At 73.9% G+C, this 13,370-nt stretch carries 11 protein-coding genes; 3 read left to right on the top strand and 8 right to left on the bottom strand.

Going from position 1 to position 13,370, the window contains the following annotated elements:
- Positions 1-88 precede the first annotated feature (88 nt).
- Both ABZW30_RS05500 and ABZW30_RS05495 read right to left on the bottom strand, forming a co-directional pair.
- Positions 89-514 carry a DUF3017 domain-containing protein gene (locus ABZW30_RS05500; RefSeq protein ID WP_355669710.1) on the bottom strand — a complete coding sequence of 142 codons (426 nt, stop codon included), beginning with the start codon at positions 512-514 and terminating at the stop codon, positions 89-91.
- A gap of 19 nt (positions 515-533) precedes the next feature.
- Positions 534-1,388 carry a bifunctional methylenetetrahydrofolate dehydrogenase/methenyltetrahydrofolate cyclohydrolase gene (locus ABZW30_RS05495; RefSeq protein WP_355669709.1) on the bottom strand — a complete coding sequence of 285 codons (855 nt, stop codon included), beginning with the start codon at positions 1,386-1,388 and terminating at the stop codon, positions 534-536.
- Between the two features lie 478 nt (positions 1,389-1,866).
- On the opposite strand from ABZW30_RS05495, the gene ABZW30_RS05490 reads away from it, so the two are divergent.
- Positions 1,867-2,478 carry a proline-rich domain-containing protein gene (locus tag ABZW30_RS05490; protein WP_355669708.1) on the top strand — a complete coding sequence of 204 codons (612 nt, stop codon included), beginning with the start codon at positions 1,867-1,869 and terminating at the stop codon, positions 2,476-2,478.
- Positions 2,479-2,554: 76 nt separating this feature from the next.
- Here ABZW30_RS05490 and purH read toward each other — a convergent pair whose 3' ends face one another.
- Both purH and purN read right to left on the bottom strand, forming a co-directional pair.
- Positions 2,555-4,156 (bottom strand): bifunctional phosphoribosylaminoimidazolecarboxamide formyltransferase/IMP cyclohydrolase, encoded by a 1,602-nt coding sequence (gene purH, locus ABZW30_RS05485; RefSeq protein ID WP_355669707.1) that lies wholly within the window; start codon positions 4,154-4,156, stop codon positions 2,555-2,557.
- Positions 4,153-4,812 (bottom strand): phosphoribosylglycinamide formyltransferase, encoded by a 660-nt coding sequence (gene purN / locus ABZW30_RS05480; RefSeq protein ID WP_355669706.1) that lies wholly within the window; start codon positions 4,810-4,812, stop codon positions 4,153-4,155. The genes purH and purN overlap by 4 nt, the downstream gene beginning before the upstream one ends.
- A gap of 379 nt (positions 4,813-5,191) precedes the next feature.
- Between purN and ABZW30_RS05475 the strand changes: the two genes are divergently transcribed.
- The gene (locus tag ABZW30_RS05475) at positions 5,192-5,836 is read left to right on the top strand and encodes a hypothetical protein (RefSeq protein WP_355669705.1); all 645 of its coding nucleotides are present in this window, start codon (positions 5,192-5,194) and stop codon (positions 5,834-5,836) included.
- A gap of 9 nt (positions 5,837-5,845) precedes the next feature.
- On the opposite strand, the gene ABZW30_RS05470 is transcribed toward ABZW30_RS05475, so the two are convergent.
- Complete coding sequence (locus ABZW30_RS05470; RefSeq protein ID WP_355669704.1) at positions 5,846-7,219, bottom strand: DUF6350 family protein; 1,374 nt, start codon at positions 7,217-7,219, stop codon at positions 5,846-5,848.
- Positions 7,220-7,351: 132 nt separating this feature from the next.
- Here ABZW30_RS05470 and ABZW30_RS05465 point away from each other — a divergent pair, with 132 nt between their 5' ends.
- On the top strand, positions 7,352-9,730 hold the full coding sequence (locus ABZW30_RS05465; protein WP_355669703.1) for a LuxR C-terminal-related transcriptional regulator: 2,379 nt from the start codon (positions 7,352-7,354) through the stop codon (positions 9,728-9,730).
- A 72-nt stretch (positions 9,731-9,802) separates the two neighbouring features.
- On the opposite strand, the gene sucD is transcribed toward ABZW30_RS05465, so the two are convergent.
- The 3 genes from sucD to ABZW30_RS05450 form a co-directional block, all read right to left on the bottom strand.
- Positions 9,803-10,693 (bottom strand): succinate--CoA ligase subunit alpha, encoded by an 891-nt coding sequence (gene sucD, locus ABZW30_RS05460; protein ID WP_355669702.1) that lies wholly within the window; start codon positions 10,691-10,693, stop codon positions 9,803-9,805.
- A 19-nt stretch (positions 10,694-10,712) separates the two neighbouring features.
- Positions 10,713-11,885, bottom strand: a complete 1,173-nt coding sequence (gene sucC / locus ABZW30_RS05455) for an ADP-forming succinate--CoA ligase subunit beta (RefSeq protein WP_355669701.1) — start codon at positions 11,883-11,885, stop codon at positions 10,713-10,715.
- Between the two features lie 290 nt (positions 11,886-12,175).
- The gene (locus tag ABZW30_RS05450) at positions 12,176-13,354 is read right to left on the bottom strand and encodes a VWA domain-containing protein (RefSeq protein WP_355669700.1); all 1,179 of its coding nucleotides are present in this window, start codon (positions 13,352-13,354) and stop codon (positions 12,176-12,178) included.
- Between the last annotated feature and the right edge of the window lie 16 nt (positions 13,355-13,370).

The following is a 13,370-nucleotide window of genomic DNA, read 5'->3' as shown; positions in this document are numbered from 1 at the left end:
GCCGCGTGTGCGGGCGTGGCTGATGCGTCACAGACGCACTGCGGCCCCGCCCGGGAAATCCCGGACGGGGCCGCAGTGCGAAGGCGGCTCAGTGCTTGGGCCGACCGATCAACTGGCCGATGTTGTCGAGCAGCGGGAACTCCAGCCACGGGTTCGGCTGCGCCACCAGGGTCAGCAGCACGATCGAGGCGCCCAGGAAGGTCAGCACGATCACGTCGGTGAAGCGGCTGCGCACCGCCAGCATCCCGACCTCGGGCAGCACCAGCCGCAGCACCGCGCCGAGCAGCACCCCGGCGCCGAGGATCAGCAGCCCGTACTTGAAGCCGTCCTTGAAGTCGGCGAACCAGGTGACCGCGAGGCCGGCACCGACCACCGACAGGACCAGCGTTATCGGCCACTGCCGGACCGGCAGGGCGTGGTCGCGCCCGAGGGCCGGGGCCGCGCCCTCGGGCGGCAGGGTGCCGGTGGTCTTGACCGGCCTGCGCCGGGTCCGCGCCGGTCGCGGTTCAGTCATGCTCGCCGTCCCTCGGGGGTCAGACGCCGGCGCGGCGCTCGGCCGCCACGACGATGTTGTTGAGCAGCATCGCGCGGGTCATCGGGCCCACGCCGCCGGGGTTCGGGGAGATCCAGCCGGCCACCTCGGCCACACCCGGGTGGACGTCGCCGACGATCTTGCCCTCGCTGCGGCTGACGCCCACGTCCAGCACCGCCGCGCCCGGCTTGACGTCCTCCGGCTTGACCAGGTGCGGGACACCGGCGGCGGCCACGATGATGTCGGCCTTGCGCAGGTGGGCGCCGAGGTCGCGGGTGCCGGTGTGGCACAGGGTCACGGTGGCGTTCTCGCTGCGGCGGGTCAGCAGCAGGCCGATCGAGCGGCCGACGGTGATGCCGCGGCCGACCACGACCACCTCGGCGCCGTTGATCTCGACGTCGTGGCGGCGCAGCAGCTCGACGATGCCCAGCGGGGTGCACGGCAGCGGGCCGTCGATGCCCAGGGCGAGCCGGCCCAGCGAGGTCGGGTGCAGGCCGTCGGCGTCCTTGTCCGGGTCCATCAGCTCCAGGACCGGGTTCTGGTCCAGGCCCTTGGGCAGCGGCAGCTGGACGATGTAGCCGGTGCAGGACGGGTCGGCGTTGAGCTCGCGGACGACGTTCTCGACGTCCTCCTGGGTGGCGGTGGCGGGCAGCTCGCGCTGGATCGAGGCGATGCCGACCTCGGCGCAGTCCTTGTGCTTCCCGTTGACGTACCAGCGGCTGCCCGGGTCGTCGCCGACCAGGACGGTGCCGAGGCCGGGCGTGACGCCCTTCGCCTTGAGGGCCGCCACGCGGGCGGCGAGTTCGGACTTGATCGCGGCCGCGGTGGCCTTGCCATCGAGAATCTGGGCAGTCATGACCCCATTCTCCCGGATCGCGACCGGCGTCCGCACCGGGGCCGCTCCGCCGGCCGGACGGGTACGGAAGGTCCGCACCACATTGCGGTTGCGCCACAGTCTTGGCCCGGCACCCGGAACCGGCTGGACACGGTACTGCCGCCCGGTTGACGATATGCGGGCATTCCCTGCCGCGACCCGGCCCGGTGACGGGCCGACGGATCCCGCGGCGGGGCGTACCCGGGGGAAAGAGCCAGTGATCCGACCACAGCAGACCGAGCAGCCCGACCACCACGGTGCCGTCCTCGCCGTGCCGTGCCCGTCCCGGCCCTCGCTCGCCCGTTCCTCATCGCACTGCTGAGCCGGCCGCGCCCGTCAGCGCCGCCGGGCTGTCACTGTGCTCCGATACCGTCCCGTTCTGTCGCCGACCCGACTCGCCGGCCGCAACCGGGTCCTCCGCCGTACCGTCCCCGCGTCCCGTAACTGCCCGGAGGCATCCATGAGTTACCCGCCCGACCCGAACAACCCGTACGGCCAGCCGCCGGCCGCCCCCGGCTACGGCTACCCCCAGCAGGCCCCGCCGGCCCCGGGTTACGGCTACCCGCAACAGGCCCCGCCGGTCGCGCCGGGCTACGGCTACGCGCCGGCCGTGCCGCAGTCCATGCCGGGCCTGGTGATGACCACCCGGGTGCTGCTGTTCATCGTCGGCGGTGCGCAGGTGCTGCTCGCGCTCGCCTTCCTGATCGGGGCCGCGGTCGCCAATGACGCCGTCAACAAGAGCGGAGCGAGCAGCGACGACTTCATCTCCTCGATCGGCCACGCCGCCGCCGGCATCGCGGTCGTCATCGGCATCGTGTGGGCGCTCGCCGCCACGCTGTCCATCACGCTGGGTGCGAAGTTCGGCAGGGGCGGCAACGGTGTCCGGATCACCACCATCGTCTACGCCTCGATCGCCTCGCTGTTCGGCCTGATCGACCTGGTCGGCGGGATCTCCCAGAAGGTCACGGTGAACATCGTATTCGGCCTGATCTGGGTCGCGATCTGCGTCATCTGGATCACCGCCATGTGCGTCCGCGACGGCGTCAACTGGTTCAACCGGCCGCGGTACTGACGGTACGAGACCACGACAGAGCGGCCCGGCTCCCTCCGAGGAGGGAGCCGGGCCGCTCTGTCATGCCGTCACATCATCAGTGGAAGAAGTGGCGCGCGCCGGTGAAGTACATCGTCACGCCCGCCTTGGCAGCGGCCTCGATGACCTGCTCGTCGCGGATCGAACCGCCCGGCTGGACGATCGCCCTGACGCCCGCGGCGATCAGGATCTCCGGGCCGTCCGGGAACGGGAAGAAGGCGTCCGAGGCCGCGTACGAGCCCTTGGCCCGCTCGCCGGCCCGCTCGACCGCGAGCTTGCAGGAGTCGACCCGGTTGACCTGGCCCATGCCGACGCCGACCGAGGCGCCGTCCTTGGCCAGCAGGATCGCGTTGGACTTGACGGCCCGGCAGGCCCGCCAGGCGAAGGCCAGCTCGGCCAGCTCGGCCGCGGAGAGCGCCTCGCCGGTGGCCAGCGTCCAGTTCGCCGGGTCGTCGCCCTCGGCCTGCACCCGGTCGGCGTCCTGGAGCAGCACGCCGCCGGAGATCGGGCGGACCTCCTGGCGGTTGGCCGGCGCCTCGGGGGCGACCAGCACCCGCAGGTTCTTCTTGCGGGCCAGCACCTCGACGGCGCCCTCCTCGTAGCCGGGGGCCACGACGACCTCGGTGAAGATCGGGGCGATCTGCTCGGCCAGCTCGACGGTGACCGGGCGGTTGACCGCGATCACGCCGCCGTACGCGGAGACCGGGTCGCACTCGTGCGCCTTGCGGTGCGCCTCGACGACGTCGGCGCCGGTCGCGATGCCGCACGGGTTGGCGTGCTTGATGATCGCGACGGCCGGCTCGGCGTGGTCGTACGCGGCGCGGCGGGCGGCGTCGGTGTCGACGTAGTTGTTGTACGACATCTCCTTGCCGTGCAGCTGCTGCGCGCCGGCCAGGCCGCCCCCCGCGGCGAAGCCGCTGATCAGCCCAGTGTCGCTGTACAGCGCGGCGCCCTGGTGCGGGTTCTCGCCGTAGCGCAGCACGTTCTGCCGCTCCCAGGTGGCGCCCAGGAACTCGGGGAAACGCTCGTCGCTGGGGGCGTAGCCGGCCTCGAACCAGGAGGCGACGGCCACGTCGTAGGCGGCGGTGTGGGCGAACGCGGCACCGGCCAGGCGCTTGCGGGTGGCCAGGTCGAAGCCGCCCTCCCGAACGGCCGTCAGCACGTCGCCGTAGCGGGCCGGGTCGACCACGACGGCCACCGAGGGGTGGTTCTTGGCGGCGGCGCGGACCATGCTCGGGCCGCCGATGTCGATCTGCTCGACGCACTCGTCCGGGGTGGCGCCGGAGGCGACGGTGGCCTTGAACGGGTAGAGGTTCACCACGACCAGGTCGAAGGGCTCGACACCGAGCTCGGCCAGCTGCGCGCGGTGCGACTCCAGGCGCAGGTCGGCGAGCACGCCGGCGTGCACGCGGGGGTGCAGCGTCTTCACGCGCCCGTCCAGGCACTCCGGGAAGCCGGTCAGCTCGGAGACCTCGGTCACCGGGACACCGGCGGCGGCGATCCGGCCGGCGGTGGAGCCAGTGGAGACGATGGCGACCCCGGCGGCGTGCAGGCCCTGGGCCAGCTCCTCCAGACCGGTCTTGTCGTACACGCTGATCAGCGCGCGACGGATCGGACGGATGTTCTCCGAAACGGGGGGCGTGGTGGAGCTGGCACTCATGCCGGGATCCATACCTTTCGGTCCTCGATGCGGTGACCTTCGCGGGCCAGCCGGCCCACGACGTCGACGAGCAGCTTGCGCTCGACAGTCTTGATGCGCTCGTGCAGCGCTTCGCCGCCATCGGCGTGGTCGGCGTCGACGACCTCGACGACGCCCTGCGCGATGATCGGCCCGGTGTCCACCCCGGCGTCGACCAGGTGGACGGTGCAGCCGGTGACCTTCACCCCGTACGCGAGCGCGTCGGTGACGCCGTGGGCGCCGGGGAAGGAGGGCAGCAGTGCGGGGTGGGTGTTGACGATCCGTCCGCCGAAGGCCGCGATGAACTCGGGGCCGAGGATCTTCATGAAGCCCGCCGTGACCACCAGGTCCGGCTGGTGGGCGGCGACGGAGGCGGTCAGCGCGCGGTCCCAGTCGGCGCGGTCCGGGAAGTCCTTCACCCGGTGGACGAAGGTCGGCAGGTCGGCCTTCTCGGCCCGCTCCAGGCCGACGATCCCGTCCCGGTCCGCGCCCACCGCGATGATCTCCGCGCCGTAGGCCGGGTCGGCGACGGCGTCGATCAGCGACTGCAGATTGGTGCCGGAGCCGGAGACCAGCACCACCAGGCGGGCCGGTCCGGGCGTACGGGGCGGGAAGAGCTGGGCGGGGGCGGCGGCCACTGCGCGATTCTCCGTAGGTCGGGCGCCGTCCGCTGGTACATCCACCGGCGGTGGGGCCACTACGAACGGCAGGTCGAGCCAAGGGGAACACCAGGAGAACCCGCCGCGACGCGGGCCCCGGGGAACCTATGTGAGCTGCTGACCGTCACCACGATAACGGCTGGTCGGACGGCCTCCGCACCCTCCCAGCGGCGCTACGCGCGTAGTTGAGACGGGGATCTCCTCAGGTGACACACCGCAGTTGCGCGTGCCCGCCCCGGCTCGGGGTACGGGCCCCCGGCGGGCCCCCGAACGGCTGCGGGATCATTGGGGGCGCGGAAGACCGCTCCGACGCGAGACCCGCCGAACGAGCCCCGACCGAGAAGGAATGGCTGAACCCATGAGCAGCGGCGACGACAACGGCGAGCACAACCCCTTCGCGCCGCCGCCGGCGGACGCCCCGGACCAGCCGTGGCAGCCGCGCGGCTCCTGGCCCGGCCAGGGCCAGGAGGGCAACGGCGGCCAGGGCGGCCAGGGCGGCGGCGACCGCCCGCAGCTCCCGCCGCCGTGGGGCCAGGGCATCGGCGACGGCCGCCCCGGCCAGCGTCCTCCGGCGCCGCAGCCGCCCCGGCTCGACCCGACCAACCCGGCCCACCGCCGGGCCCGCAACGCCGCACTGGCCGGGCCGTTCGCGCTCGTCTGCCTGTTCGCGGAGTTCCACTGGATCGCGCTGCTGGTCGGGGTGCTCGGGATCTACTGGGGGGTCAGCGCGCTGCGGGCCAAGCAGCCGACGGCCCAGGCCGGTGGCGCCCAGGCCGCCGCCGTCCCCGGGGGGCCGAGGCCGAACCCGCTCACCCCGGCCGCGCTGGCCGGGATCCTGACCGGGGCGATGACCGTCGCCATGGTCGGCCTGGTGATCGGGCTCGGGGTCTACTACCAGGACTACGCGACCTGCGTCCGGGACTCGCTGACCAGCGTCGGGGCCGAGAACTGCGACCGCTACGCGCCGCAGTGGTACGTGGACTTCACCGGGAACGCGGAGTAGCCGTCGGCTTCAGTCGGCGGGGCCCCGGCCGGACAGCCGCAGCACGAGGACGTACGTACGGGCGCGCAGCCGCAGCGCGCTCCGGCGCGCGTACACCGCGAGCCCGGCGTACCCGACCGGGGCGTCCGCCGGGGTCCGGCCGGCCCTCGGGCCGAGCGCGCGGTGCCGTACCAGCAGGGCGCCCGGGACGGCGACCAGCGCCAGCCAGCCGGCCGCCGCCAGTCCCGTCCACCACGGCACCGGCCCCAGCCAGGCCATCCGCCCACCCGCCAGCGCACCACCCGACAGCCAGCCGAGCGCCGCCGCCCCGGCACCCAGCAGCAGCGCGGCCACCAGGGCCGCCGCCACCGTCGCGGCGGGCCGCCAGGGGTCACCGTCCTCGTACGGCGAGCGCCGGCCCGCCGCCGCGCGGCCCAGCAGGACCGCCGGCACCAGCCCCGCCAGCAGCGGCAGCACCAGCACCGCCAGCCGCCAGCCGCCCGGGCCCTCCTGGGGCAGCAGGGCGAACAGCGGGAACTCCGGCACCGGGCCGAGCTCCGTACCGCCCGGCGACACCAGCGTCCCGGTGCCGACCTTGAAGCCCGGGCCGAGCGCGTACGCCGCGCCCCAGAGCACCGCGTTCGGCAGCAGCACCACGGTGAGCAGCAGCAACCCGAGCAGCGCGGCCGGCCCGCCCCTGAGCAGCGCCATCCCGTGCCCGCCGCCGGCCACCGCGTCCAGCGCCGCCGCCACCGCCACCAGCACCCCGCCGGCCGCGACCAGCCCGGCCCCGGCCGCGCCGGCCGCCCGCCGCACCGCGGCCGCGACGCCGGTCGGCCGCCAATCCGCAGGGATGCGGTCGAGCAGCGGCAGGACCGTGACGGGTGCGGGCCGCGCCGAGCGGACGCCGACGGCCGTCACCAGTGCGGCGAGCAGACCGACCGCCAGGAGATCCGGCAGCACCCGGCTGCGGAACGGCCCGGCACCCGCGCAGTTCAGCGCCACCCCGACGGCCACCGCCCAGTAGCCCGCCCACAGCGCCAGCGGGCCGCCCCAGCGCGAACGCAGCCCGCGCCGCGCCGCGACCCCGGCCCCCGCCCGGTACAGCCGCACCACCGCCAGGGCGCCGAGCAGCAGCGGAGTCACCGTCAGCGGGGCGTCCCTGCCCCCGCGCAGCACCGGCGCGCCGTGCCCCAGCAGCCAGAGCACACCCGCCAACCGGGTGACACCCGCCGCGCCCGAGTCGGCGTACGGTGTCACGATCCAGAGCCCGAGCACCGGTACGGTGACCACCGCCAGGCCGACCAGTGCCGTCCGCACCCCCGCCAACAGGTCGGCCAGCACGGGGTATCCGCCCGATTGGCCCGGCGCTTCCAGGATCGGACGGTCCATCAGCTGTGTCATGGGGCTCATGCTGCCAAGGCGACTCGCCATGCCATGCGAAGCGGCAAACCGCCGCCGTGTCCCAGATTATTGGCTTATGCGCCTTTTCAGACCCGGCCCCCAAGCCGCCAACGCCCCGGCCCGGAGCGTCTGATGACCACGCCACCCACCCGCGACCCCGACCCGCTGCGTCGACTGACGCCCCGTGAGGCCCAGGCCCTCGCCCACCTCACCGCGGGCCACGACATCCACCACACCGCCGCCGCCTTCGGTGTCACCCCCACCACCGCGCGCAACCACCTCCACCGCGCCCTGCGGAAGCTCGGCTGCCCCACCGAAGCCGCCGCCATCGCCCTCCTCGGAACGGCGCCCCCCATCGGCACCCGTACCCGAGTGGCCCCCGCGGCCTCGGGAGAACACGGCGGTACGACGAGCACACCCTCCGCGACCCGGGCCCCGACGACCGGCGCACCCGACGGGAGCGAACGGCACCACCGCCCCCCCGTCGTCGGCACCGAACGCGGGAAGGAGGGCGGAGACGGCCCCGGGACGGCCGCACCGGAGGCTCCGCCGGAGCAGGGCGGCCGGCGTGGATCCGCCGCGGCCTCGGAGCCGGCGGCCGGGTCCGCTGCGACCGGGCCGGGCGACGCCGCGCGCCCCCGGACAGTGGTCAAGGCCCCGGAGCTCAGCGCACACGAGGCGCGGACCGCCACCAGGGCCGCGAAGGAACGGCGGGCCGGCACCCGGGCGGCCGCCACGGGCGGTGTGGCGCAGGAGGCGCCCTCGGCCGGGGAGGTGACCCGCCCCGGCGCAGGGCGCGCAGTGGCTTCGCCCGGCCAGACTGCGACCGGGAGGCAGGGCGCAGCCGGACAGCGGAAGACCCCGACGCCCCACGCCGATCCCCGGAAGCCCGGCAGCCCGGCCCCCGGCCGGGTCACGAGCGGCGGACAGGGCGCCGCCTCACGGCGGAACACACCGACGGCCCCCACCGCGAACGCGGCCGACGATCAGGACCTCACGTCACGGCGCGGCCCGGCGACGGCGCCGCCCCAGGAGCGCAGCGCCGGGGCCCATGACCGAGCCGCGAACGCGTCGGAGGGCACGGCCTCGCGGCACAGCCCGCCGACCGCACCCACCGAGCCCGGAGCCTCGGCCCCGCGGGGGCACGCGCCGACGACCCCCGGCTCCCGACGCGACCTGCCGACGGCACCCGTCCCGGAGCGCACCGGTGCGGCCCCCGGCCGGGCCGAGACCGACGGCCCGACCCCGCCGCGGCAGAGGCCGACGGCCCTGGCCGAGGCGGCACGCGACGAGCAGCTCCCCGCGGCGCGGCGCGGACTGCCGGCCGCCCCCGCCGATGCCCGGAAGCACGGCGGCGCGGCCACCGGTCGGAGCGCGGGCGCGGAGCAGCAGCCCGTACCGCGGCAGGACGCCCCCTCGCTCTCCGGCCGCAGGGAGCGCATCGACATGGCCCTCACCGAAGCCGGGAGCGGGCGGGACCTCTCCGACGAACCCGTCCCGAGCTTCGACGACCTCTACGCGGAGGCGCACACCCGACTGGTGCAGCAGGTGTTCCTGCTGACCGCGTGCCGGCATCGGGCGGTGCACTGTGTGCGGCGGGCGTTCGGGCAGGCGCGGCGGGAGTGGGACGCGGTGGTCGGGTCGGGGGATCCGGAGGGCTGGGTGCGGGTGCGGGCGTGTGAGTCGGCGCTGTCGCCGTGGCACCGGGGCGGGCCGAGGTGGGCGCACGCGTGGTCGCTGCCGCACCGGCGGATCAAGGTGCGGCCGGCGGACGAGGCGCAGGCGGTGCTGCCGGACCACGACCGGCTGACCGACCGGGACCAGGCGCTGCTGAAGGCCCTGCGGCGGCTGCCGCGGCCGCAGCGGCGAGCGCTGGTGCTGCACGACGGGCTGGGGCTGCCCGCGGCGGCGATCGCGGTGGAGGTGGAGTCGACCCGGGCGGCGGCCGAGGGGCGGGTCTGGGCGGCGCGGGCGGCACTGGCGCAGTGGGTGCCGGAGCTGGTGGGGCCGGATCCGGCGGCGCCGGGATTCGCGGACGGGCTGAGCGGGCTGCTGCACGGGGCGGCCGTACGGGGCTGCCCGGAGCCGCACCGTTCACCGGTGCCGGTGCTGCGGGCGCGGCACCGGTTGTGGACGGCGAGCCGGACGGGCGCGGCGGCGCTGCTGACGGTGGCGGTGGGCGGGGCGACGCTGGCGACCCTGGCGGGGCTGCGCCCGGCGGTGCTGTTCCAGCCGTCGGACCCGCCGTCCCCCGCGGTGTGCGTACCGGCCGCGGACGCGAAGGTGAAGCCGCCGGGTGTGCCGCTGCTGCCGGGCGGGGCGCCGAACGGCGTCAGCAGTCTGTGGTGCAGCCCGGCGCCGGGCCTGGAGGCGGTGGTGGTGGGCCGGCAGGCGGTGGCGGGCTGGAAGCTGCCGGCCGCGTCGGGGGTTCAGGCCCCGCCTGAGCGGCAGGGACCGGCGGCCTGTCTGCTGTGGTCCCCGCGGCCCTGCACCACCGGCCCGAGGCACTGAAACGCCGGGCACGGAAACGGCGAGCGCCCCCGCCCGGGAAGGGCGGGGGCGCTCACTGCGCGAGGGCGGGGATCAGGCCGTGGCGGCGATGATCTCGCGGGCCAGGCGGGCGGTCTCGGACGGCGTCTTGCCGACCTTGACACCGGCGGCCTCGAGGGCCTCCTTCTTCGCCTGGGCGGTGCCCGAGGAGCCGGAGACGATGGCGCCGGCGTGGCCCATGGTCTTGCCCTCGGGGGCGGTGAAGCCCGCGACGTAGCCGACGACCGGCTTGGTGACGTGCTCGGCGATGTAGGCCGCGGCACGCTCCTCGGCGTCGCCACCGATCTCACCGATCATGACGATGATCTCGGTCTCCGGGTCCTCCTGGAACGCCTTGAGGGCGTCGATGTGGGTGGTGCCGATGACCGGGTCACCGCCGATGCCCACGGCCGAGGAGAAGCCGATGTCACGCAGCTCGTACATGAGCTGGTAGGTCAGGGTGCCGGACTTCGAGACCAGACCGATCTTGCCGGAGCTGGTGATGTCGGCCGGGATGATGCCGGCGTTCGACTGTCCGGGGCTGATCAGGCCGGGGCAGTTCGGGCCGATGATCCGGGTCTTGTTGCCCTTCGAACCGGCGTACGCCCAGAACGCGGCGGTGTCGTGCACCGGGACGCCCTCGGTGATGACGACGGCCAGGCCGATCTCGGCGTCGACGGCCTCGACGACGGCGTCCTTGGTGAACTTCGGCGGCACGAAGATGACGGTGACGTCGGCACCGGTCTTCTCCATCGCCTCGGCGACGGAGCCGAAGACGGGCACCTCGGTGCCGTCGACGTCGACCGTGGTGCCGGCCTTGCGCGGGTTGACACCGCCGACGATCTGGGTGCCGGAGGCGAGCATGCGGCGGGTGTGCTTCATGCCCTCGGAGCCGGTCATGCCCTGAACGATGACCTTGCTGTCCTTGGTAAGGAAGATAGCCATGGTGTAAAAGTCCCCTTCCTTACTTGTTGGCCAGCTCGGCGGCGCGGTCGGCCGCACCGTCCATGGTGTCCACGCGCTGGACCAGCGGGTGGTTGGCGTCGTCGAGGATCTTGCGACCCAGCTCCGCGTTGTTGCCGTCCAGGCGGACGACCAGCGGCTTGGTGACGTTCTCGCCCTTGCTCTTCAGGAGCTCCAGGGCCTGCACGATGCCGTTGGCGACCGCGTCACAGGCGGTGATGCCACCGAAGACGTTGACGAAGACCGACTTGACGTCGGGGTCGCCCAGGATGATCTCCAGGCCGTTCGCCATGACCTCGGCCGAGGCACCGCCACCGATGTCGAGGAAGTTGGCGGGCTTGACGCCGCCGTGCTTCTCACCGGCGTAGGCGACCACGTCGAGGGTGCTCATGACGAGGCCCGCGCCGTTGCCGATGATGCCGACCTGGCCGTCGAGCTTGACGTAGTTCAGGCCCTTGGCCTTGGCGGCGGCCTCCAGCGGGTTGGCCGCGGCCTTGTCCTCCAGCGCCTCGTGCTCGGGCTGGCGGAACTCGGCGTTCTCGTCCAGGGAGACCTTGCCGTCGAGCGCGATGATCTTGCCGTCACCGGACTTGATCAGCGGGTTGACCTCGACGAGGAGGGCGTCCTCGGCGATGAAGACCTTCCACAGCTTCTGCAGGACCTCGGCGACCTGGTCGGCGACCTCGGCCGGGAACTTCGCCGCGGCGACGATCTCGGCGGCCTTCTCCGGGGTGCAGCCCTCGTTGGCATCGACCGGGATCTTGGCGAGCGCGTCGGGGTTCTCCTCGGCGACGACCTCGATCTCCACGCCGCCCTCGACGCTGGCCATGGCCAGGAAGGTGCGGTTGGTGCGGTCCAGCAGGAACGAGACGTAGTACTCGTCCTTGATGTCGGCGGTCTGGGCGAGCATCACCTTGTGGACGGTGTGGCCCTTGATGTCCATGCCGAGGATCTGCTCGGCCTTGGCGACGGCGTCCGCCGGGTCGGCGGCGAGCTTGACGCCACCGGCCTTGCCTCGGCCGCCCACCTTCACCTGAGCCTTGACGACGGCGCGGCCGCCGAAGCGCTCCGCGATGGCGGCAGCGTCTGCGGCGGTCTCGATGACATCGCCGTCAAGCACGGGAACACCGTGCTTGGCGAAGAGGTCCCTCGCCTGGTACTCGAACAGGTCCACGTGTTTGTCCTTGTTCGTGGTCGCGGATTGTGTCTCTACGAGCGTGCCACGGCAGGATCTTCGCTGCGGGTCGTCGGGGCGGTGCGGGTACGCAGAGGTACGGCCTTGCGGCCCACACAGCCACGGGCGCACACGTCAATCAACACGCGCGTCACGTCCGTCTGGCAGGTTATCCCCGAGGGACGGGCCTGTTCCGCCCGGGGCCTGTCCGTCTTGGGTGAGAACCGTCACAGATCAGCCCGGACGCCCCGTCCACCGATCGGGTGAGTTCACCCGCCCGAGTGAGACCGTCACATCCCCTGGTCCGCGCCCTTGACCAGGTGCTGCGGGATCGGGCGCTTCTCGATCGCCGCCGCCATGATCTCGGGGAAGGCGTCCGGAGTGCAGGCGAAGGCCGGGGCGCCGAGGGCGGCCAGCGCGGCGGCGTGGGCGTGGTCGTAGGCCGGGGCGCCTTCGTCGGAGAGCGCGAGCAGGGCGATGAACTGGACGCCGGCCGCCTTCATCGCGGCGACCCGCCTGAGCATGCCGTCCCGGATGCCGCCCTCGTACAGGTCGCTGATCAGCACCACGACGGTCTCGGAGGGCCGGGTGATCCTCGACTGGCAGTAGGCGAGCGCGCGGTTGATGTCGGTGCCGCCGCCGAGCTGGGTGGCGAACAGGACGTCCACCGGGTCGGTGAGCTGCTCGGTGAGGTCGACCACCGAGGTGTCGAAGACGACCAGCCGGGTGTCCAGGGTGCGCATCGAGGAGAGCACCGCGCCGAAGACCGCCGAGTGCACGACCGAGGGCGCCATCGAGCCGGACTGGTCGATGCAGAGGATGACGTCCTTCTTCACCGCGCGCTGGGCGCGGGCGTAGCCGACCAGTCGCTCGGGGACGACGGTCCCGTGCTCGGGCAGGTAGTTCTTCAGGTTGGCCCGGATCGTCCGGTCCCAGTCGATGTCCCGGTGGCGGGGCCGGTTCACCTTGGCGCTGCGGTCCAGGGCGCCGCCCAGGGTGGCCCTGGTCCGGTCGGCGAGCCGGCGCTCCAGGTCGGCGACCACCTTGCCGACCACGGCCCGGGCGGTCTCCCGGGTGGTCTCGGGCAGCGCGTGCTTGAGCGACAGCAGGGTGCCGACCAGGTGCACGTCCGGTTCGACGGCCTCCAGCATCTCCGGCTCCAGCAGCAGCCGGTCCAGGCCGAGCCGGGTGATCGCGTCCTGCTGCATCAGCTGGACGACGGTGGACGGGAAGTACTCGCGGATGTCGCCCAGCCAGCGGGCCACCTGCGGGGCCGAGCCGCCGAGCCCGGCGCTGCGGCGTCCGCCGCGCGGGGGCCGGCCGGCCTCCTCGGGGGCGCCCCGGTACAGCGCGGCGAGGGCGCCGTCCATCGCCGCGTCGCGGCCGCGCAGGGTGCAGCCGGTGCCGTCGGCCTCGCCGCCGAGCACCAGCCGCCAGCGGCGCAGCCGTTCGTCGGTCGTGGTCGCCATCGGGTCCTCCTCCTTC

This window comes from Kitasatospora sp. NPDC004669, from assembly GCF_040609455.1.
Lineage (GTDB): Bacteria > Actinomycetota > Actinomycetes > Streptomycetales > Streptomycetaceae > Kitasatospora.
Note: the sequence above shows the minus strand (reverse complement) of the source record. Positions and strands in the feature narration are given on the sequence as shown.

What these genes read in the sequence shown, in the direction of transcription:
- ABZW30_RS05500 (WP_355669710.1), bottom strand. Translation starts at nt 514, where the DNA reads ATGACTGAACCGCGACCGGCGCGGACCCGGCGCAGGCCGGTCAAGACC.
- ABZW30_RS05495 (WP_355669709.1), bottom strand. Translation starts at nt 1,388, where the DNA reads ATGACTGCCCAGATTCTCGATGGCAAGGCCACCGCGGCCGCGATCAAG.
- ABZW30_RS05490 (WP_355669708.1), top strand. Translation starts at nt 1,867, where the DNA reads ATGAGTTACCCGCCCGACCCGAACAACCCGTACGGCCAGCCGCCGGCC.
- purH (WP_355669707.1), bottom strand. Translation starts at nt 4,156, where the DNA reads ATGAGTGCCAGCTCCACCACGCCCCCCGTTTCGGAGAACATCCGTCCG.
- ABZW30_RS05475 (WP_355669705.1), top strand. Translation starts at nt 5,192, where the DNA reads ATGAGCAGCGGCGACGACAACGGCGAGCACAACCCCTTCGCGCCGCCG.
- ABZW30_RS05470 (WP_355669704.1), bottom strand. Translation starts at nt 7,219, where the DNA reads ATGACACAGCTGATGGACCGTCCGATCCTGGAAGCGCCGGGCCAATCG.
- ABZW30_RS05465 (WP_355669703.1), top strand. Translation starts at nt 7,352, where the DNA reads ATGACCACGCCACCCACCCGCGACCCCGACCCGCTGCGTCGACTGACG.
- sucD (WP_355669702.1), bottom strand. Translation starts at nt 10,693, where the DNA reads ATGGCTATCTTCCTTACCAAGGACAGCAAGGTCATCGTTCAGGGCATG.
- ABZW30_RS05450 (WP_355669700.1), bottom strand. Translation starts at nt 13,354, where the DNA reads ATGGCGACCACGACCGACGAACGGCTGCGCCGCTGGCGGCTGGTGCTC.